This is a genomic window from Porphyromonas sp. COT-108 OH1349, from assembly GCF_000768755.1.
GTDB lineage: Bacteria > Bacteroidota > Bacteroidia > Bacteroidales > Porphyromonadaceae > Porphyromonas_A > Porphyromonas_A canoris.
Window position 1 is genome coordinate 155,282 of sequence record NZ_JRAH01000031.1, and the last position, 24,180, is coordinate 179,461.

The 24,180-nt window shown below is 45.9% G+C and carries 24 protein-coding genes; 7 read left to right on the forward strand and 17 right to left on the reverse strand.

All coding sequences use genetic code 11. The annotated features are described in order from the left end of the window. Nucleotides 1-27: 27 nt before the first annotated feature. From nqrE to JT26_RS07320, 13 genes are all read right to left on the reverse strand, one after another. Nucleotides 28-645 carry an NADH:ubiquinone reductase (Na(+)-transporting) subunit E gene (gene nqrE / locus JT26_RS07260; RefSeq protein WP_036791089.1) on the reverse strand — a complete coding sequence of 206 codons (618 nt, stop codon included), beginning with the start codon at nucleotides 643-645 and terminating at the stop codon, nucleotides 28-30. Between the two features lie 43 nt (nucleotides 646-688). Continuing rightward, the gene (locus JT26_RS07265; protein ID WP_036791087.1) at nucleotides 689-1,318 is read right to left on the reverse strand and encodes an NADH:ubiquinone reductase (Na(+)-transporting) subunit D; all 630 of its coding nucleotides are present in this window, start codon (nucleotides 1,316-1,318) and stop codon (nucleotides 689-691) included. A 9-nt stretch (nucleotides 1,319-1,327) separates the two neighbouring features. After that, nucleotides 1,328-2,035 carry an NADH:ubiquinone reductase (Na(+)-transporting) subunit C gene (gene nqrC / locus JT26_RS07270; protein ID WP_036848248.1) on the reverse strand — a complete coding sequence of 236 codons (708 nt, stop codon included), beginning with the start codon at nucleotides 2,033-2,035 and terminating at the stop codon, nucleotides 1,328-1,330. 30 nt (nucleotides 2,036-2,065) lie between these two features. Next, nucleotides 2,066-3,286 (reverse strand): NADH:ubiquinone reductase (Na(+)-transporting) subunit B, encoded by a 1,221-nt coding sequence (locus tag JT26_RS07275; RefSeq protein ID WP_036791084.1) that lies wholly within the window; start codon nucleotides 3,284-3,286, stop codon nucleotides 2,066-2,068. A gap of 27 nt (nucleotides 3,287-3,313) precedes the next feature. Then, entirely contained in the window at nucleotides 3,314-4,660 is a 1,347-nt protein-coding gene (locus JT26_RS07280; RefSeq protein ID WP_036848252.1) for a Na(+)-translocating NADH-quinone reductase subunit A, read from the reverse strand. A 744-nt stretch (nucleotides 4,661-5,404) separates the two neighbouring features. Further along, on the reverse strand, nucleotides 5,405-5,773 hold the full coding sequence (locus JT26_RS07285) for a MarR family winged helix-turn-helix transcriptional regulator (protein ID WP_036848255.1): 369 nt from the start codon (nucleotides 5,771-5,773) through the stop codon (nucleotides 5,405-5,407). 43 nt (nucleotides 5,774-5,816) lie between these two features. After that, nucleotides 5,817-8,258 (reverse strand): FAD-dependent oxidoreductase, encoded by a 2,442-nt coding sequence (locus JT26_RS07290; protein WP_036848258.1) that lies wholly within the window; start codon nucleotides 8,256-8,258, stop codon nucleotides 5,817-5,819. Between the two features lie 457 nt (nucleotides 8,259-8,715). After that, nucleotides 8,716-9,726, reverse strand: a complete 1,011-nt coding sequence (gene dusB / locus JT26_RS07295; protein ID WP_036848262.1) for a tRNA dihydrouridine synthase DusB — start codon at nucleotides 9,724-9,726, stop codon at nucleotides 8,716-8,718. Nucleotides 9,727-9,745: 19 nt separating this feature from the next. Continuing rightward, nucleotides 9,746-11,416, reverse strand: a complete 1,671-nt coding sequence (locus JT26_RS07300; RefSeq protein ID WP_036848265.1) for a SulP family inorganic anion transporter — start codon at nucleotides 11,414-11,416, stop codon at nucleotides 9,746-9,748. Nucleotides 11,417-11,433: 17 nt separating this feature from the next. Beyond that, complete coding sequence (gene dut, locus JT26_RS07305) at nucleotides 11,434-11,868, reverse strand: dUTP diphosphatase (RefSeq protein ID WP_036848509.1); 435 nt, start codon at nucleotides 11,866-11,868, stop codon at nucleotides 11,434-11,436. A 20-nt stretch (nucleotides 11,869-11,888) separates the two neighbouring features. Then, nucleotides 11,889-12,869 (reverse strand): thiamine-phosphate kinase, encoded by a 981-nt coding sequence (thiL, locus tag JT26_RS07310; RefSeq protein ID WP_036848268.1) that lies wholly within the window; start codon nucleotides 12,867-12,869, stop codon nucleotides 11,889-11,891. A 138-nt stretch (nucleotides 12,870-13,007) separates the two neighbouring features. After that, nucleotides 13,008-13,730, reverse strand: a complete 723-nt coding sequence (locus tag JT26_RS07315) for a DNA repair protein RecO (RefSeq protein WP_036848271.1) — start codon at nucleotides 13,728-13,730, stop codon at nucleotides 13,008-13,010. Between the two features lie 112 nt (nucleotides 13,731-13,842). Continuing rightward, a complete protein-coding gene (locus JT26_RS07320) occupies nucleotides 13,843-15,297 on the reverse strand; it encodes an aminoacyl-histidine dipeptidase (protein WP_036791063.1) in 1,455 nt (484 codons plus the stop codon). 157 nt (nucleotides 15,298-15,454) lie between these two features. Between JT26_RS07320 and JT26_RS07325 the strand changes: the two genes are divergently transcribed. Both JT26_RS07325 and JT26_RS07330 read left to right on the forward strand, forming a co-directional pair. Beyond that, nucleotides 15,455-16,114, forward strand: a complete 660-nt coding sequence (locus JT26_RS07325; protein WP_052110424.1) for a thiamine diphosphokinase — start codon at nucleotides 15,455-15,457, stop codon at nucleotides 16,112-16,114. 6 nt (nucleotides 16,115-16,120) lie between these two features. After that, the gene (locus JT26_RS07330; RefSeq protein ID WP_036848275.1) at nucleotides 16,121-16,780 is read left to right on the forward strand and encodes a viroplasmin family protein; all 660 of its coding nucleotides are present in this window, start codon (nucleotides 16,121-16,123) and stop codon (nucleotides 16,778-16,780) included. 126 nt (nucleotides 16,781-16,906) lie between these two features. Here the strand turns inward: JT26_RS07330 and JT26_RS07335 are convergent, their stop codons facing one another. From JT26_RS07335 to recG, 4 genes are all read right to left on the reverse strand, one after another. Further along, nucleotides 16,907-17,317: an HIT family protein gene (locus JT26_RS07335; RefSeq protein WP_036791056.1), complete on the reverse strand. Its 411-nt coding sequence runs from the start codon at nucleotides 17,315-17,317 to the stop codon at nucleotides 16,907-16,909. A 26-nt stretch (nucleotides 17,318-17,343) separates the two neighbouring features. Next, nucleotides 17,344-17,733, reverse strand: coding sequence for a hypothetical protein (locus JT26_RS07340; protein ID WP_036848278.1), 390 nt, complete (start codon nucleotides 17,731-17,733; stop codon nucleotides 17,344-17,346). Nucleotides 17,734-17,796: 63 nt separating this feature from the next. Beyond that, nucleotides 17,797-18,174 carry a hypothetical protein gene (locus tag JT26_RS07345; protein WP_152565512.1) on the reverse strand — a complete coding sequence of 126 codons (378 nt, stop codon included), beginning with the start codon at nucleotides 18,172-18,174 and terminating at the stop codon, nucleotides 17,797-17,799. A gap of 379 nt (nucleotides 18,175-18,553) precedes the next feature. Further along, entirely contained in the window at nucleotides 18,554-20,659 is a 2,106-nt protein-coding gene (gene recG, locus JT26_RS07350) for an ATP-dependent DNA helicase RecG (protein WP_036848281.1), read from the reverse strand. Between the two features lie 73 nt (nucleotides 20,660-20,732). On the opposite strand from recG, the gene JT26_RS07355 reads away from it, so the two are divergent. The 5 genes from JT26_RS07355 (at nucleotide 20,733) to JT26_RS07375 (ending at nucleotide 24,162) form a co-directional block, all read left to right on the forward strand. Continuing rightward, the gene (locus JT26_RS07355; protein WP_036848285.1) at nucleotides 20,733-21,296 is read left to right on the forward strand and encodes a DUF1599 domain-containing protein; all 564 of its coding nucleotides are present in this window, start codon (nucleotides 20,733-20,735) and stop codon (nucleotides 21,294-21,296) included. Then, nucleotides 21,293-22,621 (forward strand): BT_3928 family protein, encoded by a 1,329-nt coding sequence (locus JT26_RS07360; RefSeq protein ID WP_036848288.1) that lies wholly within the window; start codon nucleotides 21,293-21,295, stop codon nucleotides 22,619-22,621. The genes JT26_RS07355 and JT26_RS07360 overlap by 4 nt, the downstream gene beginning before the upstream one ends. 7 nt (nucleotides 22,622-22,628) lie before the next feature. Next, nucleotides 22,629-23,384: a triose-phosphate isomerase gene (gene tpiA, locus JT26_RS07365; RefSeq protein WP_036848291.1), complete on the forward strand. Its 756-nt coding sequence runs from the start codon at nucleotides 22,629-22,631 to the stop codon at nucleotides 23,382-23,384. Between the two features lie 91 nt (nucleotides 23,385-23,475). Continuing rightward, nucleotides 23,476-23,688 (forward strand): hypothetical protein, encoded by a 213-nt coding sequence (locus tag JT26_RS07370; protein WP_036848294.1) that lies wholly within the window; start codon nucleotides 23,476-23,478, stop codon nucleotides 23,686-23,688. Nucleotides 23,689-23,817: 129 nt separating this feature from the next. Further along, nucleotides 23,818-24,162 (forward strand): TM2 domain-containing protein, encoded by a 345-nt coding sequence (locus JT26_RS07375; RefSeq protein ID WP_036791033.1) that lies wholly within the window; start codon nucleotides 23,818-23,820, stop codon nucleotides 24,160-24,162. Nucleotides 24,163-24,180: the final 18 nt, after the last annotated feature.

Below are 24,180 nucleotides of genomic sequence, written 5' to 3' on the forward strand. Positions count from 1 at the left end.
TGTTGTTAGACTTTCTGTAATGACCTCTTATGATAGCTTGATACCGGAAAAACTCATGAAAGCGATACCCATGAGAGCCGTGATGATGAACGTGATACCCAATCCGCGCAAAGGCTTCGGAATGTCCGAGTACGCAATCTTCTCACGAATGGCAGCCATACCGATGATAGCCAGCAACCAGCCTATACCGGAACCGAAACCGTAAGTGGTGGCAAGCCCGATATTGGCAAACTCTCTCTGCTGCATGAAGAGCGATCCGCCGAGGATGGCGCAGTTTACAGCGATAAGAGGCAAGAAGATACCCAATGACGCGTACAAAGATGGGCTGAATCGCTCCACGATCATCTCCACAAGCTGTGTGAAAGATGCGATGATCGCAATGAAGAGGATAAGGCTCAGGAAGCTGAGATTGACGTCTGCAAATTCAGGCCCCAACCATGCCAATGCTCCTTCTTTCAACACATAGTTTTCCAACAGATAGTTGAGAGGAAGCGTACAGGTGAGGATAAACGTAACAGCTAACCCTAACCCCAAAGAGGTCTTTACATTCTTGGAGACAGCAAGATACGAACACATACCAAGAAAGTATGCAAACACCATGTTGTCAACAAAGATGGACTGTACAAATAAACTGATATATTCCATTGTGTCTCTGTTTATGTCTTAATTATTACACTATTACGTCGGGTTATTTTTCTTGCAGCTCCGGAGTGTAGGATCTGTGTACCCATATCACAAGAGCAACGATGATAAGAGCCATAGGCGGCAAGATCATCAAACCATTGTTTACATATCCCATTTCATAGAACGAATCCGGTACCACTTGGTAGCCAAGCAGCGTTCCGGAGCCGAACAACTCGCGGAAAAATCCTACGATCACAAGAATAATACCATATCCTAAACCATTTCCGATACCGTCAAGGAAAGATGCGCCCGGCTTATTGCCCAAAGCAAACGCCTCAAGACGTCCCATCAAGATACAGTTCGTAATGATCAGACCCACAAAGACAGAGAGCTGCTTGTTTACATCATAAGCAAAAGCCTTCAACACTTCACTTACGATAGTTACAAGAGCAGCCACGACAACAAGCTGCACGATAATACGGATACGATTGGGTATCGTATTACGAAGCAACGAAATAATCACATTGGCAAAAGCAATAACCACGGTTACCGAGATTGCCATAACAAGAGATGGCTCAAGCTTCGACGTTACTGCCAAAGCGGAGCAGATACCCAGCATCTGAACAACAACCGGATTGTTCTTGCTGAGCGGACCTATCAGGATTTCTTTATTCTTTTTACTTAGTAATGCCATGACACTGGTTTATTTATTGCTTTTAAGAAACTCTTGGTACATTTTGATACTGTCGCGAATCATGTCGTTGACACCGTTAGAGGTAAGCGTACTACCGCTTATCGCATCCACGCCGTTTGCCAGCTTGCTTCCGCCTTTAACGACCTGAACGGGAGCAAAAGCACCATCCGTAAATATCGTTTTGCCTTCAAATGCAGAGGTAAAGAACGGTTCCACGATCTGAGCACCAAGTCCGGGAGTCTCCCCTTGGTGGCTGAAGTCCACGCCGTATATCGTTGCAGTATCATCGTTAATAGAGATAAAGCCCCAGACAGGTCCCCAAAGACCGGCACCGCTCATGGCCAAGATATATTTCTTCACGCCATCCACTTCTGCTATAAAGACAGGATACTCGCCCTTGTCTCCTTCACGAACAACCTTGGCAAAGTCTGCGGCAAATGCCGGATCTTTCACGTCTGTACCCTCAGAGCCTTCCACTCTTTCACCGTTTGTTCTCACAAGGAAAGCCTCCTTGATATATTTGCCGTACTCTGCTTGTGCATTCTGAGCCGTAGCAGAGACCTTTATAGACTTCAATATCTGTTGCATCTTGTCTATATTGGCATTGGCTGTTTGGCGTCCCTTGAGACTTTGCGATGTAAACGCGAGTCCCACAGCGACCAAAATCACCATCACGGCTGCATATATAATAGTATAAGAATTGCTATTTCTATTCATAACCTTTTATCTGTTAAGTGAGGTGATTACTTATGCTACTTTCTTAGAGTTGGCAACCGTGGCTCTGCGCATTCTCTTCTTCACGTTTGCATCCACCACATAGTAGTCTATCAGCGGAGCAAAGGCGTTCATCAGCAAGATTGCCATCATCATACCCTCCGGATAACCGGGTTGAAGAAGACGGATCACGATGGCAAAGAATCCGATAAGGAAGCCATAGATCCACTTACCCAGCTCTGTTCTTGTTGCAGTTACCGGGTCTGTTGCCATAAACACAGCGCCAAAGGCAAAGCCACCAAGCAACATATGATCCAAAGCAGACACCTGCATTCCGGCAGTGGCACCGCTAAGGTTGAAGAGAAGAGCCGTTGCAAATCCGCCCAAGAAAATAGAGCAGATGATCTTCCAGCTTGCAATACCTGTGGCAATGAGTATCACTGCACCGATAAGGATAGCCAGAACGGATGTTTCACCGATAGAACCCGGAATGAGCCCCAGGAAGTAGTCCCAAGAAGAGAGAGCATTGCCCACCACATCGGTTACGGGTTGCAGTCCTTGCTCTTTTGTCATACCGGCGATCTGTCCTAAAGGAGTCGCTCCGGAGAATGTATCCACGGGAGTTCCACCGCCAAGACCGAAAGTAGAACCGGTTCTGACGAACACTTCATTACCGGACATTGCCGCCGGATAAGCGAAGAAGAGGATCGCACGAGTTACAAGAGCGATGTTGAAGATATTATAACCAGTACCTCCGAAAGCCTCTTTGGCAAACACTACCGCAATGATAGTGGCAACGGCAATCATCCAAAGCGGAGTCTCTACCGGTACGATAAGAGGAATAAGGAAGCCTGTTACCAAAAATCCTTCTGCTACTTCGTGTCCACGTATCTGTGCAAAAATAAACTCGGTACCAAGTCCGGCAACGTAGGCTACGATGATCTTGGGCAGGATAGCCAGAAGACCATACAGGAACATAGCCCAAAAGCCTGCCTGTTGCCCGATAGCCATGTAGTGCTGATAGCCCAGATTGTACATCCCGAAGAAAAGAGCCGGCATCAGAGCCACAAGTACCACCGTCATGGTACGCTTCGAGTCCATGGCGTCATGGATATGTACTCCTCTTCTGGACGTAGTAGAAGGCACGAAGAAGAACGTTTCTAAACCATCGAAGACGGAATGAAACATAGATAATTTGCCACCCTTCTCAAAGTTTGGCTTTATCTTGTCGATATATTTTCTTAACGCGTTCAATGTATTGTCTGTATTAGGGAAGTGTTATCAATTCATTTCTTTATAGAGCATATCCAATGCACGGCGCACCAGATACTGCAACTCCAGCTTCGATGTATCTACAAACTCACACAAAGCAAAGTCTTCCGGAGCCACTTCATAGATACCTCTCTCTTCCATCTTATCTATATCGAAAGAGACTATTGCACGCACAAGGTACTCCGGATATATATCCATCGGGAACACTTTGTCATACTCGCCCGACACGATAAGGGCTCTTCTGCCTCCGCGTATGCGTGTGTCGAAGCTGAACTCTTTCTTACCCATAAGGAATGCCGGATAGGATCTCGACACGCTGTATTTGTTGAATCCGGGAGCAGCCCAGCCGAACATTTCATGAGTGTCATCACCTTCGGGGATCACGGAGATCACCTTAGAGAACGGACTCATAAAGGTATATTCGTCCGTCAGCATAGTACCCGTAAGCACATCTCCATCTATGATACGCTTCTTGGCAGAGTCGTTCACCAGTTTATCTTTCACCAGTTCTGCCACGTTTGCACCGCATACAACGTTTGCGATGCCTCTCGTTGCCACGCACTCTCCGGCGATACCCACCTTCTTGGAGAAGTCTGTCTTCCCTGTGCGTAAGAACTTTCCGATAATAACCAGTTCGGAAGCAGATACAGTCCATACCGTGTCTCCCTTATTCACCGGAGCCGTATGGTTGATAAGCACTCCCACATTGCCGGCAGGGTGTGGACCTGCTACTTCTACCACTTCACAGTTGGAGAGCTTAAAGCCCGATCCGGTGGGAATACCGACATAAACCTTCCCGGTTGTCAGCTTTGCCAGCAGGTCTATCGCTGCCTGCATATCCTCCACTCTGTCCCCGAAAAGAGCTTGTGCCTTGGGAGTAAGGGGAGCGGTTACATTGGCAGTAACAAAAATATCACGAGGGATAATAGTAGGATTTGGGAGGTAGTCGTATGGGCGTTGACGCAAAAGAGCAAACATACCGCTCGAAAGGAGCAGTCCAAGTAGCTCTTCTCTGCTCTTACCCTTTGTCTCCACAGAGAACGGAGCGTACTCGATAGAGGCTTCCGGAGCGATCTCAACGCTCAAGATCTTACGTTTATCTCCTCTGTTGATGGCTATCACTTTACCACTAACAGGCGATACGATCTTTATCTCCGGAAAACTTTTGTGGAATAGAACGGGTGTTCCGGCGAGGACACTGTCTCCTACTTTCACCTCCAGCTTGGGCAGCAGACCGGGATAATGGTCCGGCACAACGCCGTAGGTGGTAGAGGGCTGCGCGTGCACCTCAACCTCTTGAGGCTTGCCAACAATGTTGATGTCCAAGCCCTTTTTAATTTTAATCACTTTAGCCATTAAATAAGTATACTATATTTGAAAACTATTTCCGCAAGTCGCTATATACACAGTGGGTTAAGAGGCTCTTTTGCCCCCGATATACAAAAATGTACGACCCAACTCAATAGACTTGCAAAATAAAGAAAAAAATTAGTTATGACCAAATGAGCTGTTCCCTTTGTTCTCATATATTTACACACAAAACGACATCCTCTTCCGACCCAAAGTGAATGCACCCCAAAACGATGCCGAAAAGCGCCTCTTCTCTCCTCGGTTTTTATATATTCCATACCGGTAAAATCCCCTCTTGTTTCTGCTCTCTATTTTGATCGGAGGGGGCGTTTTCAGAACACGACCGAACTGTTAAATCCGCCCCGTTTTATTAACACCATTTTCGATACAGGTTCACTCAAAACGCTAAACGAGCATATTCTTTCGGCTTAACGTGTTTAATTTTTCAATGAACACGTTTACCGATTTCATTAAACACGTTACACCGATTAACGCAAAAACAGCCCATCAAACGGACTGAAGAAAAAATTTTTTCGAATTCGAGATTTTTCATATCCCTCTCAAAATCAATCCATTGAAAAGATCTCCTCTTTCCGGTTTCAAGAGAGAGACAAAAACCGGGAAGTTTTCAGCGCATCTTCCGGACGCCGTTTTTATATAAAAGCGACAGCGTACCACCCGGTGTCAAGAGAGATGTTTTTGTATCTCTGCACCCGAATGGTACGCTGTCTGTATGATTATTGTAGAAGTTTATACCTCAGCTCCCTCAAACAGAGGCTGCAACAGCTCCGGAACGGAAAGGTTCAAACTTCTGATTTCTGCCAGCTTCTGCTCGCCTTTACGAGTGAGAGAAAAGAAGACTTTCCGCTTATCTTCTCGTCCCAATCGCCGTCCGATCCACCCTCTGTCTTCTACTGCCGAGAGGAGTTTGGACGTATGAGCCGGCAGGAGACCTATGCGAGCCGAGACTTCGGAAGCGGAAACCGGCTCCCCCGATATGACACAGAGTGCCATCGCTTGGTTCAGATCGCATTGGGCAGACTCCATAAGCTGCTGCTCCAAATTCCGAATAGAGATCATCAGTTCCCTCATCAGGCATATACATCTTACATTCTCCATAACGCTTTATTCTTGTAGAAGAAAAGATTCGGAAGCCCCAAAGTTAGATGAAAAGATTGATATTGGCATCGTCCGCACGGTTCATGTAAGTGGCTACACCGCCTATCGAAACCTCTTCGATAAGCTCTTTGCGATCCACTCCCATTACATCCATGGACATCTGACAAGCTATAAACTCCACGCCGTTCTCAAGAGCCTGAGCGCGCATACTCTCTAAAGAGTCCACGTGTCTCTTTTTCATCACAAAGCGCATCATCTTTGCTCCCAATCCTCCCATATTCATCTTGGAAAGACCAAGCCCTTTACTGTCTTTGGGCATCATGTATCCGAACATTCGTCCCCAAAAGTCTTTCGTAACCTTAGAGCGTGAACGGCGCTTTATGGCATTGAGTCCCCAGAACGTAAAGAAGATTGTAACCTTCTGCCCTGTGGCTGCTGCTCCGTTGGCAAGAACGAATGTCGCCAGAGCTTTATCCAGGCTGTCGCTGAACAGGATAAAGGTCTTGCCCTTTGCCGGAGAGGTACTCACGCATGTCCCCTCCGCCTTGCAAGCGGTCTTTTCTACCGTTACCACAAACTTACCTCCCTTTGTCTCTTTTGCGATGAGGGTGTGTCCCGTGGTGTCGCACCATGCTTGGGCATCTCTCGAAAAGCCCGGATCGGTGGACTCTATCGCCAAACGTTCCCCGACATTTATCTTGTCTATCGACTGCTTCAACTTCAGTATCGGACCCGGACAGGCAAGTCCGCACGCATTCACCTGCATCACCGTGGCAGATGTATCCGCAGAGGCTTTCGGTTGGGAGAAAGTATTCTCCGGCTTGGAGCTGTAGTCTGCCACTATTGCAGAGTACAGTCTGTATCCGCCAATCAGATTGTACACATCGGTAAAGCCGTTCTGCAACAGAATATTGGAGCTGAGGTAGCCTCTGAAACCTACCGTACAGTAAATATATACCGGTTTATCTTTCGGGATCTCTCTGTGTCGGAAGCGCATTTCTTCCAATGGGATATGCATCGAACCGGATATGTGCTCCACATCGTATGCTTCTCTCGGACGCACATCCACTATGGTTACCTTCTTCGGATCTGCTGCCTGCATCTCTCTCCAGTATAGCGGCTTCATCTTACCCGAAATGATATTCTCCGCCACATAGCCTGCGAGAGCCACGGGATCCTTTGCTGAAGAGAAAGGAGGAGCGTATGCCTGCTCGGTCTTCATCAGATCGTAGATGGTGCCTTCGTGCTTGATGATCTGCGCAATGGAGTCTATCCGCTTATCCACCCCCGAAACACCTACGCACTGAGCGCCGTAGAGACGGCCGGTTTCGGGATGAAATACGATCTTCAACGTCAATGGAAAAGCGTTCGGATAGTAGCCCGCATGGCTGTTGGGCTGAACAGTGGCTGTAAGATAAGGCAATCCCTCTCTCTTTGCAGCCTTTGCGGCAAGCCCGGTAGAAGCCACGGTGAGGTCGAAGACCTTGGCTATTGCCGTGCCGATAGCTCCTTCATAAGTCTGCTTTTGCAGTCCGCTCATGTTGCCTGCCACTATACGCGCCTGTCTGTTGGCTGGTCCGGCAAGATAGTTGGTCCAGCTCTTTCCGGTGATCGGATGCCTGAACTCTATGGCGTCTCCCACGGCAAAAATATCGGGATCTGAGGTTTGGAGATAGTCATCTACCTTTATACCTCTCGCTTCGCCTATCTCTAAGCCGGCATCCTCAGCAAGTTTACTGTTTGGGCGTACCCCTATTGAAAGAAGGATAAGATCGGCATCGAGTGTCTCTCCCGAGTCGAGAGAAAGGCTCAGTGCACTGCCCTCGGCTGCTTGGCGAATGGCTGTAACCGCTTTTCCGAGATAGAGTCCCACACCTTTCTGATGCATGTGAGCATGAACGACAGAAGCCAAAGAGAAGTCTATCGGAGCCATTACTTGCGGTGCCATTTCTACGACACTCACTTCGATATGACGGGCATGAAGATTTTCTGCCATCTCCAATCCGATAAACCCACCGCCTACAACCACGGCTTTCTTCACCTTATGGCTGTCCAAGTAGTGCTTTATGGCGTCCATATCTTCCACGTTACGAAGCGTGAACACACCCGGACTATCTATGCCGGGAAGCGGTGGAACCACCGGAACGGCACCGGGTGAAAGCAAAAGTTTATCGTAGCTCTCCATGTAGGTAGTACCGTCTGCACGGCGCACTTCTACCTGCTTTCCGGCACGATCTATACGGAGCACCTCACTCTCTACACGGATATCCATGTGGAACATATCGGAGAAAGACTGCGGTGTTTGCAGGAACAACATATCTCTCTCTTCTATTACTCCGCCGATGTGATAAGGCAAACCACAGTTGGCATAAGAGATATACTTCCCTTTCTCAAAGAGCACGATCTCGGCGTGTTCATCCAATCTTCTAAGTCGGGCAGCAGCAGTAGCGCCTCCTGCAACCCCGCCTACTATTACGTATTTCATGATTTATATGGTATTGTATTCCTTTTACGTATTATTTTTTTGCAAAGATAGAAATATTTCCACAGGAAATATATTTCGCATGAATAATATTTATCCCAAAGCGTAAAAGACTTAAAAATAGAATTATAGGCATCTTCCTTTGCAATGTTCGGCTTTGGATAAAATGTTTAACCCGTCCATAAAACCGGTTGAATATTATCAATACTTTCTCTGATGCTTTATAGTTTTAGAAGTAGAAGCGTGAGTGGTAAACTTCAAGATTTGGTTTGTGGCAAACAAGCCTTGACTTGTAGAGGTCAGATCTTGATTTGCAGAAGTCAAGCCACGATTTCGGTGTCGGAACAGGTTAAACGGATTTTATGAACGTGGACAAAGAGAGTTTTTATCCCCTTCAAAACAAAAGCTCCCACTGGCAAATGCACCGATGGGAGCTTCTTTTGGAAAAACTATCGAGTTTTTACTTCAAGTCCGGATTTACTACAACAGTGGAGAGATCGAATCTTAGCGGAATATTATCCAGTATCTCGAACAGCTCATCCTTGGTCGCGGCTCTCAACATATCTATACGGGTCTGCTTAAAATCCGGTATTCCCTTAAAAAGAGGTGTGGCTGCAAGATGCCTCCGAACGTGCAGAATGCCTCTGCGTTCGTCTGTCTTCAGGATGCTCTCCTCTATCTGGCGCTTGAGGATGTCTATATACCATGAGAAGTGGTGCGCCGGAGCTTCTTTGCCATCGAGCAAAGCACGCATCTCTTCAAAGCACCACGGTCTGCCTATACTCGCTCTGCCCACCATCACAGCATCTACTCCGGTCTCCCGAAAGCGTCTGAGAGCATCTTTACCGGAGACAACATCTCCATTACCGATGATCGGGATAGAGATACGAGGGTTTGACTTCACTCGCACAATGGGTTCCCAGTCCGCCTCACCGGTGTACATCTGACTCCTTGTACGCCCGTGTATGGTAAGGGCAGCGGCACCGGCATCCTGAATTTGTTCTGCCAAATCCTCTATGATGATATTTTCCATATCCCAGCCGAGCCTTGTCTTCACGGTAACCGGAAGGGATACAGCCTTGACGACAGCCGCGGTAATCTCCAGCAGGAGAGGCGGATTCTTGAGCATTCCGGAGCCACAACCTTTTCCGGCAATCTTTTTCACGGGACAGCCGAAATTGATATCTATAATATCCGGTCTTGCTTCTTCGCATATCTTGGCAGCCTCCACCATGGTCTCCGTATCTCGTCCGTAAATCTGTATTGCCACGGGGCGTTCGCTATCCTGTACCTGCATCTTGTTCACGGTACTCTTGATGTCCCGTATCAGTGCATCTGCCGAGACAAACTCGGTATAGACTATAGCCGCACCGAAAGCCTTGCACATGTGACGGAAAGAAGAGTCCGTAACATCTTCCATCGGTGCCAAAAGCAGAGGATATGCCCCTAAATCTATATTTCCTATCTTCATTCGTTTTCTTGAGGAGAGCCTATCGCACTCTCTCTAATGCTTTGTGTATATTGTCGCAGACGTTCTCACGTCCCAGCTCGTCCAGCAGTCCGGACTGCTCCAACTCCTTGTACACTTCGGGCTGTACGCCGGAGAGGACAAGATGAATGCCCTGTTTCTTATGAAAGTCCGCCATCATGCTAAGGTTGTGAAGCGCTGTACTATCCACAAAAGGCACTCTCCGCATCCGCACAATACGAGCCGTAGGTTTGTGATGCACCTGACGCATGGTTTCGTCGAAACTGTTTGCCATCCCAAAGAAGAATGGTCCTGCTATCTCGTAAACATCCACCCCGTCCGGAATATCCAATACCTCTTTGTGGTCTGTATCGGAATGGGAAAGGGCATCGAACTGCTTGTCGTGGCGAATGATACCGGTTGCTTTCTGCAGTCTTCGCATGAAAAGAAGCACGGCAAGCAGCATCCCTATCTCGATGGCTACCGTCAAGTCTATCAGAACTGTGAGGAAAAAGGTTACGAGAAGAACGACTATATCACTCTTCGGGCCCTTAAAAATAGCCAGACATGAACGCCATCCGCTCATGTTATACGATACTATCACGAGCACTCCGGCAAGAGCAGCCAATGGGATATAGGCAGTAAGAGGTCCGAGAAAAAGGAGGATGGCAAGCAGCATGACAGCGTGTACAATGCCGGCAACAGGTGTTCGTCCGCCGTTGTTGATATTGGTCATCGTGCGTGCTATTGCGCCTGTTACGGGGATGCCACCGAAGAAAGGCACCACGACATTAGCGGCTCCTTGCGCTATCAACTCTACATTGGAGTTGTGCCGAGCACCGGTAACCCCATCCGCCACAGAGGCTGAGAGCAGACTCTCGATGGCACCGAGCATGGCGATGGTAAAGGCTGAAGGGAGAAGTTTTTTCAGTGTAGCCACACTGAGATCCAGAGTCTGAAACTCCGGAAGACCCGATGTGAATGTAAAGTGATCGCCTATGGTAGCCGGGGCATTGGGCACTCCGAAAGAGGTAAGTGCATATCCTCCGAGAGTAAGCACGATGAGAGCCAAAAGCGATCCCGGTATCTGTCTGTGTATCTTGGGAGCATAGACAATGGTCAGCACCGCTAAGACAGTGAACAGAAGCGACCACGGATTCCAGCTATCAAGATGAGCGAAGTAGGTCTGCCACTTCCCGATAAAATCTCCCGGTACACTCTCTATCTGCAATCCCAGTATATCTTTCACCTGAGTGGTGAAGATGGTTACCGCAATACCTGCCGTAAAGCCGAGAATAATGGGATAGGGGATGAAGCGGATCACCGTCCCCAAACGCAGAAAGCCCAGCAACATCAGCATTGCCCCCGCCATCACCGTAGCCACAGCAAGTCCGGCAATACCAAACTCCTGAATGATGCCAAACACAATGACGATAAAAGCTCCCGTAGGACCGCCTATCTGTACGGTGGAACCGCCAAGAGCGGAAACGATAAAACCTCCGAGAATGGCTGTGATAATACCTTCGGTCGGACTTACACCGCTTGCTATCCCGAAAGCAATGGCCAACGGCAGAGCCACGATGGCAACAATGATACCTGCTATAAGGTCTTTGAAAAATTTCTCTTTCGTGTATCCTTGAAGAGAGTAGTAAAGTTCCGGAAGTCCTATCCGTGCAATCTTCTCTTTAGACATGATTCTCCTTTTATTCGTTATACTTTACCTGTGTGTCCGAACCCTCCTGCTCCTCTCTCCGAGTCGGTCAGGCTTTCCACTTCGTCCCACTCCACTCTCGTGTAAGGGGCTACAACCATCTGGCAAATCCGCTCTCCCGGTTGAAGCGTGTATGCTCCTTGAGAGAGGTTGATGAGAATGATGCCGATCTCTCCACGATAATCCGCATCTATCGTGCCCGGTGTATTGACAAGTGAAATGCCATGCTTGAGAGCCAAACCGCTTCGGGGTCTCATCTGAGCCTCGTATCCGCGCGGAAGTTCTATAAACAGCCCGGTGGGGATAAGCCTTCTTTCCAAAGGTTGAAGCGTAAGAGGCTCTTCTATGTTTGCTCTCACGTCCATCCCTGCCGAGTCCAATGTCCCATATTCGGGGAGTTCGTTCAAGGTCTTGCGCACAATGCGCACACGCACTTTATCCATGTTGTTGTCTGTTATTCCTGTTCTTTCAGCTCCACTTCCCTTCCATCCTGAGTTATCAGAAGTGCCGGAGTGCCCGGCTCCGTAACGTAACCTACAATGGCAATGCCTTCCATCTGCTCTATCACATCCTTAAAACCCAACGGAACAGTAAAGAGCAGCTCATAATCTTCACCGCCATAAAGAGCAGCAGAAAAGACATTGATGCCGATCTCTTCCGCCATGGAAGCAGTCTCATAATCTATCGGGAGACGCTCCTCGTAGAGCTTCATTCCCACGCCGGACGCTTGGGAAAGAGCGAGCAGATCTCTTGCGATGCCCTTTGTAACATCTATCATGGAGGTGGTTTTCACGCCCGCAAGAGAGAGCATATCCATAATATCGAAGCGAGGTTGAGGTGTAAGCTGACGCTCCAACAGGTAGGTGCGATCTCCAAGATCGTGTTTGTAGTCGCTACTGCCATCGTAAGCCTCCTGCTCTCGTTCCAATGCTTTGAGCCCCATATAGGCTGCACCGAGATTGCCGGATACGCAAATGAGATCGTTGGGGGCTGCTCCTTTTCTGCAAACAACAGTGTCGGGGTCTGCACTTCCAATGGCTGTAACGGCAATGGTAAAGCCTGCCACGGATGGCGCAGTGTCTCCACCGAGGAGCTTTACACCAAAACGCTCTGTTGCAATCCGGATACCTTTATAGAGTGTCTCCAAATCTTCCACCTCCCACTGTGCCGTAACACCGATGGCAACGGATATATAAGCCGGAGTGGCATTCATCGCAGCAAGATTGGAAAGGGTGGTCGCCACCGCTTTATAGCCCAAGTGATGGACGGGCATATAGCGAAGATCGAAATGAACCCCCTCCAACATAAGATGCGTGGCGGTAACGCCCATACCTTTAAGGTCGAAGAGTGCAGCATCGTCCCGGTTGTCAAAGCCTTCAAATGATGCTGTAAGTCTGTCTATAAGAGCATTAGCTCCTATTTCTGATATTTGCATGGTGTAGAGATTGAATTTTTATTCTTTGGCGGAAGCCGAAAGAAAGCTCCGACTTTTCTCTGCAAAATTAGCCAATTAGATAGTATTGAGCAATTTTCTTGTCGGAAGAGATTAGGAGAGAAGTTGCTTGAGAAAAGATTAAGAGAAGGTCTCTTTGAGGACAGGCAGGGATTTGAGATCTCCTATGCCATGGAGATGAAAATCGTAGTAAGAGAGTAAAAGATCGAGCAGTCTGCCTCTATCTTCCCGATTCATCGCAAAAACAGAAGGGAGAGGATGCTGTTGTAGCTCATGCAGTAACCGAGAAGTGTTGCGTTCCGGTTCGGATGCAGAGAAAGATGACACATAGCAGCCCTCTTCTCTGTGCAGGAGATAACCGGGGCGGTAGCCTGTATGGTCGGGAGCGATACCGAAATCATCCAACAGCCGGACCATAAGATGAAGATGAAGCGAAGCAAGTACGACATCGGGTTCTTTATCCAGTGCGTCTATCGCAGACAGTATTGTACGGAATAGTGCTCCCTGCTCTTCTCCCTGCATGGGTGCTAAAAGACGGTGAAGAAACTCTGTCAGAAAAATAGCAACTCCGTTAGCCACCAACGAGCGTGATGGTGCCGAAGGAATGAGAAGGGGTTGCAACTCTCCCACAAGGTGAATCTGTCTTAATGGTTTGTGGTCATATACCAACTCTACCACTGAAAGCGGGACATACAGCGAACGAAAAGCACTGCCTTTCTTGCCTGCCACACGAGGAATCTGAAATGATACCGATCCGAGATTTTCCGTGAAGAGGTGTGCAATGGACTTTGTATCCGAGTACCTTACCGTGGTAAGCGATATGGCACGAGTGTGTATCTTCATGTTGATTCCGAGAAGAGAGTCTGAAAAGGGAGTCCGAACAATGGAGGCGAACCGAAATGAGAATGTCTTTTTCGGTTCGCCTCTATCTATTTTTGGTCTGACCTGTTCAGAGTCAAAGTGCTTTGAGAGCTTCTACAAGATAGTTATAGACTCTTTCCACACTTGGGATATTTACTTTCTCATCCGGTGAGTGAGGATGGCGGATTTCTGGACCGAAAGAGATCATGTCCATATCCGGCATGACTCCCTGAAGGATACCGCATTCCAAACCTGCGTGCATCACCTTTACTCCCGGAGCTTCTCCAAACATCTTGGTATAGGTATCTCTCATGACATCCATCACGTAAGACTCCGCATTGGGCTGCCATCCGGAATAGCTTGCGCTCATCTCCACTTTTGCCCCGATAAGAGCGAAAGCACTTTCGATAGAGGATGCCACCATCATCTTGCGGCTATCCGAAGAGCTTCTGGTAAGAAACTTCACATCCAACTCTCCATTACCAAGTCTGAGATAGGCAAGATTGGATGAACTTTCCACTGTATCGGGGAAGTCGTGTAACATGGTTACAACTCCATTCTGCACTGCCTCTACGGCATGGATAACATTGTCCTGTATCTCTCTTGGTACTATCTGTTTGGGAAGTTCGCACTTGTGTGCTTCCAACCTTACTTCGTTCTCTATTCCGTGATACTCCCTATTATAAAGGTCTCGATAGTCCGACACAGCTTCCCATAGCATATCTGCATCTTCCTCCGGAAGAGTTACGATAGCACGACACTCACGAGGAATGGCATTTCTGAGGGAGCCTCCTTCTACAAAAGAGACACATACACCAAGATCTTCCACTATCTTCTTGAGGAAGCGGAACATCAGCTTGTTGGCGTTTGCTCTACCCAAATGGATATCTACTCCGGAGTGTCCGCCTTTAAGACCATTCAGAATAATCTCCACAGCAATATCGCCTTCCGGAACAGGCTGATTGTCTTCGTAGCTGAGAGTAGCTCCGACATCTATGCCTCCGGCACATCCAATGTAAAGATTGCCTTCTTCCTCAGAGTCGAGATTCAAAAGAATATCTCCTTTGCTGAATCCGGGTTGTAGCCCGAAAGCACCAACCATTCCGACCTCTTCATCAATTGTAAAGAGAGCTTCCAACGGGCCATGCACGAGACTCTTATCTGCCATAACGGCTAAAGCATAAGCGACCCCGATACCGTTATCCGCACCAAGAGTAGTTCCTTTTGCCTTTACCCATTCGCCATCGACATAAGCATCAATAGGATCTTTGCTGAAATCGTGAGGAGTACCACTATTTTTCTGTGGAACCATATCTACGTGAGATTGCAGCGTTACCACTTTTCTCGATTCATATCCGGGAGATGCCGGCTTACGCATGATGACATTGCCTACTGCATCTTGTTGTACTTCCACCCCAATCTCCTTACCTATCCGAAGAAGATAGTCGCAGACTTCCTTTACCTGACCGGTAGGACGAGGAATTTGTGTAAGGTCGTAGAAATAAGACCAAACAGACTGTGGTTTCAGATTTTTAATCTCTTGTGCCATAAATATGAGGTTAATGGTTTTAAGTATGAGCGTTAATTGTGGATAAAAAAGAGTGTAAAAACCCTGTTATCCGAACGTTTCAAAGATAGAAAATATATTTTGACATTCCTAAATTTTTATAGGAAATGGCTACCTTTGAGACCTAATATTTTGAAGCATGACCCTTATAGATACCTCTTTATCTGCTTTATCTCCTTCTGCAATAATTCTGGCACAAGGAGAGTATCCTGAATCTCCGGCAGTGAGACAGTTTCTCTATGACTCTCCCAACCTGATCATCTGCGATGGAGCTTCAAAACACCTACTTACAGACACGGCTCTTGATCCTAAACTCATCGTTGGGGATGGAGACTCGATTCCTACCGAAATAATGAGGAAGTATGGAGAACTATTTGTCCAAATAGCCGATCAAGAGACCAATGACCTTACCAAAGCAGTAATCTGCTGTAAAGAAAGAGGATGGAGTGAGGTGATGATAGTTGGAGCGACCGGATTGAGAGAGGATCACACTATCGCCAATATCTTTCTTTTAGAGGAGTACAGACGTATGGGAATGACTATCTGTATGGTAAGTGATTATGGCTCTTTCTTTCCCATTGTAGGAAATATCACTTTCAGAGTAAGACCTAAGCAGCAGATTTCACTATTTCCCATCACCGAGGAACCTTTCTCAACAAAAGGTCTTCTATATGAGATAGAAGAACAAGGATTTTCTGCTCTCTGGCAAGCATCTCTCAATGAATCCGTTGGTGAAGAGTTTGTTATCCGCTCTTCTCATCCTGTCATAGTCTATGTTGCCAATGAGGTAAAAGATTGATTCGGGATGAAACAAAAAAGCAAGAAGACTTACATAGTCTGGAGTGGAAGGACTCCGGGGATTTATCTTTCGTGGAACGACTGCAAAAAAGAGGTAATCGGGGTAGATGGTGCGAAGTATAAATCTTTTGAGGATATAAGCGAGCAGGAAGCAGAGGCTATATTGGAAGCAGGGGCGAGTGCATACCTTTCTACGAAACGATCCTCAACAGAAAGAAAAACAAGCAATATCTTACAGGAAGGAGTAAAAGAGAAAGAGGTGGACTGGCAGAGTATTGCCGTAGATGCCGCATGCTCCGGAAGTCCCGGAAAAATGGAGTACAGAGGAGTGTGGACATCTTCCGGAAAAGCTCTTTTTTCAAGTAAAATCTATCCTTGTGGGACAAACAATATAGGAGAGTTTCTTGCCATTGTGCATGCTTTGGCATGGATGGAGCAGCAGGGACATAACTTCACAATATACTCTGACAGCAGAACTGCAATGGTGTGGATTCGCAAAAAAGAGTGCGGGTCCAAGCTTGCAAAAAACAGTAAAACAGAGCTACTCTGGAGCCATATCCGAAGAGCCGAAGAGTGGTTACGAATCCACGACCTGTCCAAGTATAAAATATTGAAATGGGAGACGGATCGCTGGGGTGAGATCCCGGCAGATTATGGCAGGAAATAGTGCTGCAACTATCCCTTTCAGAGAAAAAAGAAGGCATTGAGATTATCCCCTAATCCCAATGCCTTTTATAATCCTTTGCGGATCTTCAATAATGAAGGCCTTCTTCGTAAAAAGTAGAACAATACATCATCTATTGTCTCGCTCGTACACGGATCGAATCTTTCGAGCTGTCTCAGCTAATTCGTCCGATGTTGGAGGAGTCTTAGCCCTATTCTCAGGGCGAAAATCTCCTTCTGAACGTATAGGACCAAGATGAATATGCGCATGTGGCACTTCGAGTCCCATAACAGCCAATGCCATCCGAGGACATCCTGTTACTTCTTCTATTGCTTTTGCTACTCTTTTAGCAAAGCATATAAGTCCGGACAGCTCTTCATCCGTCAGGTCAAAAATATAATCCACTTCTCTTTTTGGAATCACCAACGTATGGGCTTCTACAAAAGGAGCTATGTCCAAGAATGCAAAATAATGCTCTGTCTCGGCTACTTTGTGGCAAGGAATTTCTCCGTTGATTATTTTGGTAAAAATAGATGACATATATATATGTACATGTTTAACTGAATTTATTCTTGTGATTTTACTCTGTCTCGAAACACAAGCCCTATACTTTTGACACTTTTTGGAGTATCCACATAAGGAGAGCGAGCTCTTTCTATCCGAATCTGAATAACATCTTCAAGGCTTCTGTATTCGATAACATCGGATTCTATATCGGGTTTGTAAGAGATCATGTTGCCTCTGAGTCCGAATCGCCTTGCTTCCATTCCCATAGGTCCTTTGTCCGAGAAGTGAAAGAAGTCTATCTGATGTCTTCTGGAAATTTCAAAGATTTGATCTGCGATAAGTTCTCCGGGTGTGAGAGGAGGATCTTGAGTATTTCCAAAGTTGGCACAACCGGTTGTAAAAGCAACAATGGCAACAAAAGTTGCGATAATGGAAAATATCTTTTTCATGACTACTTTCTGTTTTTATTAGATGGATTACAAAATGTTCAAACACTGCAAGAAGGCACTCTATCACTTATGATCGTCATATAGGAGACCTATGCTCCAGACACTTCTTGCATCATCCGGATAGGAAGAGTGTGCCAGCTCGATACGGAGTCCCTTCACGCCTTCAAGGCTGACATAAATCTGCTCATTCTCCCCGTTGTAAGGTTTATAGACCAGCATATTTCTATTGACCGTAAACCTGTGTGCTCTCTGTTCGTGATCAGGTAAATCTGCAAAATGGAAATAGCGGATGTTCTTGGTCTTTACAATCATCTGTATCTGCCGACCTACCAATTCTCCCTGCGTTAAAGACCGCTGTGAGTCGATGTCTCCAAAATTGACGCAGCCGGCAGCAAGTGTAGCCAACAGGAGAAACACAAAAGATGTTAGTAATTTTTTCATGATCATTTATTCTTTAAAGGTTTATAACGTGTTCACGCTGTGTGTCTTCCTCTCAAAGGTAAAGCATTTCTTCTAAAAATCAAAATTCACAAAGGCTTCAAGCCCGGCTTCCTCCCCCTTCCTTTATTTCAGAGTATAAACAAAAGAAAAAATTATCTCCGGACAAAACGACAAATACCTTTAGTGCTTTTACCCAAAACCTTTAGTGCTTCTCCAAAAAAGATTAGGTACTTTTTCCAAAAAGATTAGGTACTTTTAGCAAAAAGATTAGGTACTTTCCCAAAAAGATTAGGTACTTTTTTTCGAAACTCTTCTAACGATAATTGACAATGCAAGAAACGGCAATCAACCTCTCAAGAGAAGAGAAATAGAAATGAGACTAACTGATCTGCCCCCAGTCTCTGTTTTTCTCCATGTATTCGGAGAGTGTTTTATGCAACGGTGCATTGAGAGGATCAGCCGTCAGCGTCGGATCTTTACTCAAGATTTCATCTATCAGATTGGAGACGAACTGTACAATCCGTCCATCCTTTGCCAGATTTGCCATTTTGAGCACTCCACCCACACCACTCTGCTGCGTCCCTTCCAAATCTCCTTGCCCGCGAAGCTTGAGATCCTGCTCTGCGATAAAGAATCCATCGGTACTCTCCGTCATGATTTCCATACGCCTTTTTCCATTATCGGAAAGCTTGTAGTCCGTCATCAATATACAGTAGCTCTTTGCAGCTCCTCTGCCCACTCGTCCTCGTAGCTGATGAAGCTGGGAAAGTCCGAAGCGATTGGCATCTTCTATCAACATGATTGTGGCATTCGGGACATTCACTCCCACTTCTATTACGGTCGTGGAGACCAATATTTTGTCTTGGGCAGAAACAAATCTTTTCATCGCCTCCTCTTTATCTTTGGACTTCATCTTGCCGTGCACGAAGCCAATGGGGATATTCGGGAAGCGGCTCTTGAGCTCTTCATAACCGGTCTGAAGGTTCTTCATGTCTGTTTTCTCGCTCTCCTCAATAAGGGGAAAGACCACGTATGCCTGCCTGCCATTGTCAATCTCTTGTTCCATGAAGCGATACACTTCCGATTTGTGAGCAGGGTAGCGATGTGTTGTTTCTATGGGAGTCCGTCCGGGAGGAAGCTCATCAATGACCGAAACGTCAAGATCTCCATAAAGAGTCATTGCCAGAGTTCGAGGTATGGGCGTGGCACTCATGATGAGAACATGCGGAGGAATAATACGATTCTTGTCCCACAACTTGGAACGATGCTCCACGCCAAAACGGTGTTGCTCATCAATGACAGCCAAACCGAGCCGGTTCATCTGCACGTTCTCCTCTATGAGTGCGTGGGTTCCTATAATAATATGTACACTCCCATCTCGAAGACCTTGATGGATCTTTTCTCTCTCTTTCTTTCGAGTGGAGCCGGTAAGCAAAGCCACATTGATAGAAAGATCTCCCAAGAGAGAACGTATCGTTGCGGCGTGTTGGATTGCCAAAATCTCTGTCGGCGCCATCAGGCAAGATTGGTAACCATTATCTGCCGCAATGAGCATGGAAAGAAGAGCCACCATAGTCTTTCCGCTTCCAACGTCTCCTTGCAAAAGCCTGTTCATCTGGCTTCCGCTCCTCATGTCGTCATATATCTCCCGTACAACCCTCTCTTGTGCTTTGGTCAAAGGGAATGGAAGCTTTTCATTGAAGAACTTATTGAAAAAGTGTCCCACTCCATGCACGGGAAGACCTGCCTCTTCGGTATGACGCTTCTCTGCGATGTAACGCATCCTGAGCCGTATCCAGAAGATCTCTTCCGCTTTGAGTCTCATTATGGCACGCCGAAGTCTGTCTTCATCAGTGGGAAAATGTACGGCTTCCAATGCTTCCCAACGAGAAAGCATATTATAACCTTTCGTGATATAATTCGGCAAAGTATCAGGTAAATGATTGGTACGCACAATATCTATAAGCCTTGAGATCGCATCCCTAAGAACCTTAATGCTTATCCCGACCTTCTTCATCTTCTCCGTAACGGAGTAAACAGGGAAAAGAGTTCCCGCCTTGAAGCGTTGCGAAATAGCGTCATCCAGTTCCGGGTGCACAATACTCCAACCTAAGCCAAAACGGGATGGCTTACCAAATATAATATACTCAACATTCGGCTTTATCTGTTTCTGGATAAACTTTATGCTGTTGAACCAAATGAGTTCAACCTCTCCCGATGAGTCTAAAAATCTTGCAACAAGCCTCTTCTTTCTTCCCTCTCCTTCTATGTGTGGGTCAATGATGCTTCCTTTGAGTTGGACATAAGGCATCTCTTCACGAATCTCTCCGGTAGAGTAAATGTGTGTCCTGTCTATATGACGGTAAGGATAGTACTCCAAAAGATCTCCAAACGTAGCAATTCCGAGCTCACTACGGAGAGTAGAAGCACGAACATCCCCCATTCCGGGAAGATACATAATAGAGGTTTGAAGTAAGTTTTCCATCTTGTACAAAGATAGTGAAAGTGGATATTTTATTATCTTTGTGCCTGTAACATAATACGTTTGTTTACCTCTTATGACTGCAGCTAATACCTCTGACCAGTACGACGAAATAGTGCGTCAGTGTCGTAGGATTTTTGAACTTAAACTATCTGACTACGGAGCTTCTTGGAGCATCATGCGTCCCACTGCTATTACGGACCAAATGTTCATCAAGCTCAATAGGATAAGAACAATAGAAGAAACGGGGACTAATCTTGTCAACGAAAGCTCTACCGGAGAGTTGATTGCTCTCGTAAACTATGGAGCCATTGGCCTCATTCTTTTAGAGCATGGCGTACGTGCCACTCCTGAAGAAGTTTCATCAGATCAGGCTCTCGAATGGTACGATGATTATCTGGGCAAAGCAAAGTCCTTGATGCAGAAAAAGAATCATGACTATGGTGAAGCATGGCGCAATATGCGCTTAAGCTCATTGACAGATTTGATGCTCACAAAAATTTTCAGAACCAAGCAGTTAGAAGATCATCCGGGGGTAACCAAAATATCGGAAGGCATAGATGCCAACTATTATGACATTATCAACTATTCGATCTTTGCGCTCATCCGCATCATCTTAGAGGGAGAAGAACAGAAATGAGCCAACCCATAGATACCTTGGACAGGTATCGTAATCCTATACCTACTTTTGCTATACGAATCGCTCGCCTTGTGGTCGGAGTCTTGTTTCTTCTTTCAGGATTGATGAAAGGGATAGACCCACTGGGGACAGCATATAAAATAGAAGAGTATGGTAGTGCCTTTGGGATTCCGGTGGATGAAACGCTTTCCCTCATTGGCAGCATTGCTCTCTCTACGACAGAATTTACCATTGGAGCATGCCTGCTTACCGGGACATTTCTTTTTTTTACAGCATGGATAACGCTCATGCTGATGACTCTCTTTTCCCTCTTTGCCGCTTATATCAGCATAGCCAATCCGATAACCGATTGTGGATGCTTTGGAGATGTCATTCATGTACCCAACTCGGCAACTCTGGCAAAGAATCTTATCCTTCTCTTCCTTTCTGTCCTTATCTTTCTCGGAAGAGATCGCCCTCGTGTGCTAAGAGTAAAAAATTCAGATGTCATCAATCTTTTCTTATTTATTCTATTCTTTCTCTCCTTTGCCGATACCAACTATCGCAAACTGCCGGCATTGGACTTCAGACCCTATAAGGTAGGCAAGTCTCTCGCAAAACTGAAAGGATACGAAGCAGACTCGACCCTCAAGCAAGCGGAATACGACTACAAGTTTGTGTACAAAAAAGGAGAGGTTGAGATGACGTTCAACATTGATGAAATAGAGCATCTTGATTCTACATGGACGTACGTAAGAGACGCATCAAAACTAATATCTGCAGGAGACATTGCCCCGGCAACAGATTTTATGATCATCAATAGAGATGGAATTGAAATCACCCCCGATGTTCTCTCTCCGGACAACAAGATAATGCTTCTGATAACACCCGATATCAGAAAGATGCAGTTGAAAGAGACCTCTCTGCTAAACTCTCTTAACCGTATAGCCAGAGAGCAGGGAGGAAGTTTAATACTCCTTATGAGTAATGATATGGAGTCCGGTGAGATAAAAAATATCATCAGCAACTTGAATCCGGAATACTCTATTGCCTACCTTGATGAGACTACAGCTAAGACAGTAATACGATCCAATCCCGGATTGGTTGTTTTGGATGGCAGCATCATTCGTCGCAAGGTAAGCTTTTCAGACCTCTATGATCTTATAGAGGATGAAGAGTTTTCAGAACATCCATTTGATCCTCTTCCAAAGAGTAATGCATGGAAAGAGTTCTTATTAACATGGTGGAGAAGCATCATTACCTTTGTGATATTTCTCATTCTTCTCTTTGTGGATATAAAAAACAGAGATAAAGAGAGGAAAGCCATATTACAACAAAAACAATAATTTAGATATGAGAAAAAACATTGTGGCAGGAAACTGGAAAATGAATACCAGCCTGCAAGAAGGTGTTAAGTTGGCAGAAGATGTAAAAAAGGCAATAGAAGGAAAAGACCTCAAATGTGAGGTAATTCTTGGTGTTCCCTTTACACATTTGGCTTCTGTGGTTGAGACAGTAAAAGGATCTGCTGTAAAGGTTGCAGCAGAAAATTGTGCCGATCATACCTCCGGAGCTTATACCGGAGAGGTTTCTGTAGAAATGATTGCAAGTACCGGAGCAAGCCATGTTATCATTGGACACTCCGAGCGTCGCAGCTATTACCATGAAACAGAAGAGATCCTGAAGACAAAGGTCGATTTGGCACTTGCACAAGGTCTTACTCCAATCTTCTGCATTGGCGAAGTATTGGAAGAAAGAGAAGCCAACCGCCATTTTAAAGTCGTAGAAAAGCAAATTGTAGAAAGCCTTTTCCACCTTTGTGAAAAAGAGTTCGGTAAGATCGTTCTTGCTTACGAGCCGGTTTGGGCTATCGGTACAGGCAAGACAGCCACAAGTGATCAGGCACAAGAGATACATGCCCATATTCGCAGCATTGTTGCTAAGAAGTATGGAGAAAATGTAGCCAATGATCTCACCATCCTTTATGGCGGTAGCTGCAATGGAGGCAATGCACCGGAGCTGTTTGCCAAGCCGGATGTTGACGGAGGTCTTATCGGAGGAGCTTCTCTCTCTGCAGAAAAGTTCCTTCCTATTATATTGGCATTCTAACACACTACAAATAGGAGTTCTGATAAGAGAGGTTTTCTCCGGCAGAACTCCTATTTTATATGATATCACACAATCCAACTTTTAATTCATTATGAAAAAAAGCAGAACTCGCTACGCACTCTATCGCGCTATACAGTATCCTTTAACTGTCTTGGGAGCGATTCTATTCACATTCATCTTTTCCGGAAGATTTATAGAACAACTTAAAGAATCCTATATTTCTATTATCATCTGGACATTAGCTCTTTATCTGCTCAGCTTCATCTTCTTTTGGATCGAGTACGGTATGTCTAAAAACAAATAAATGGAGTTGCCTCTACTTGTTACCAAAGAGCACCAAAAAGTTTGCCCAAACATTAAAAAAATATTGCTACATTTGACACAAGGTGCAAGATGGGCATCCGAAAGACTTTAAACATAAATACATACAGGAATGGATCAGCAAAGATTAGACTACTACATTTTAAGCATCTCTAAGTACATTGAGCCTTATGCTTTGAATGAACTTCGTGAACACCTATCATCAAGAGACGACTCTGTCCTATCTCGCCTGCAAGGAATTGAGCTCAGAGATCCGATGATTATGCTTGTAATCTCCATTTTGGGAGGTACTTTGGGTATCGACCGTTTTATGTTGGGACAAGTTGGTCTTGGAGTCCTCAAGCTCTTAACAGGTGGAGGTTGCGGTATCTGGACTATTATTGACTGGTTCCTTGTCTCTCAAAACACCAAGGAATATAATATGGCAAAAATTAGAGAAGCTCTTATGTACGCTTAGTCTTTTGAAGAGAAAAAG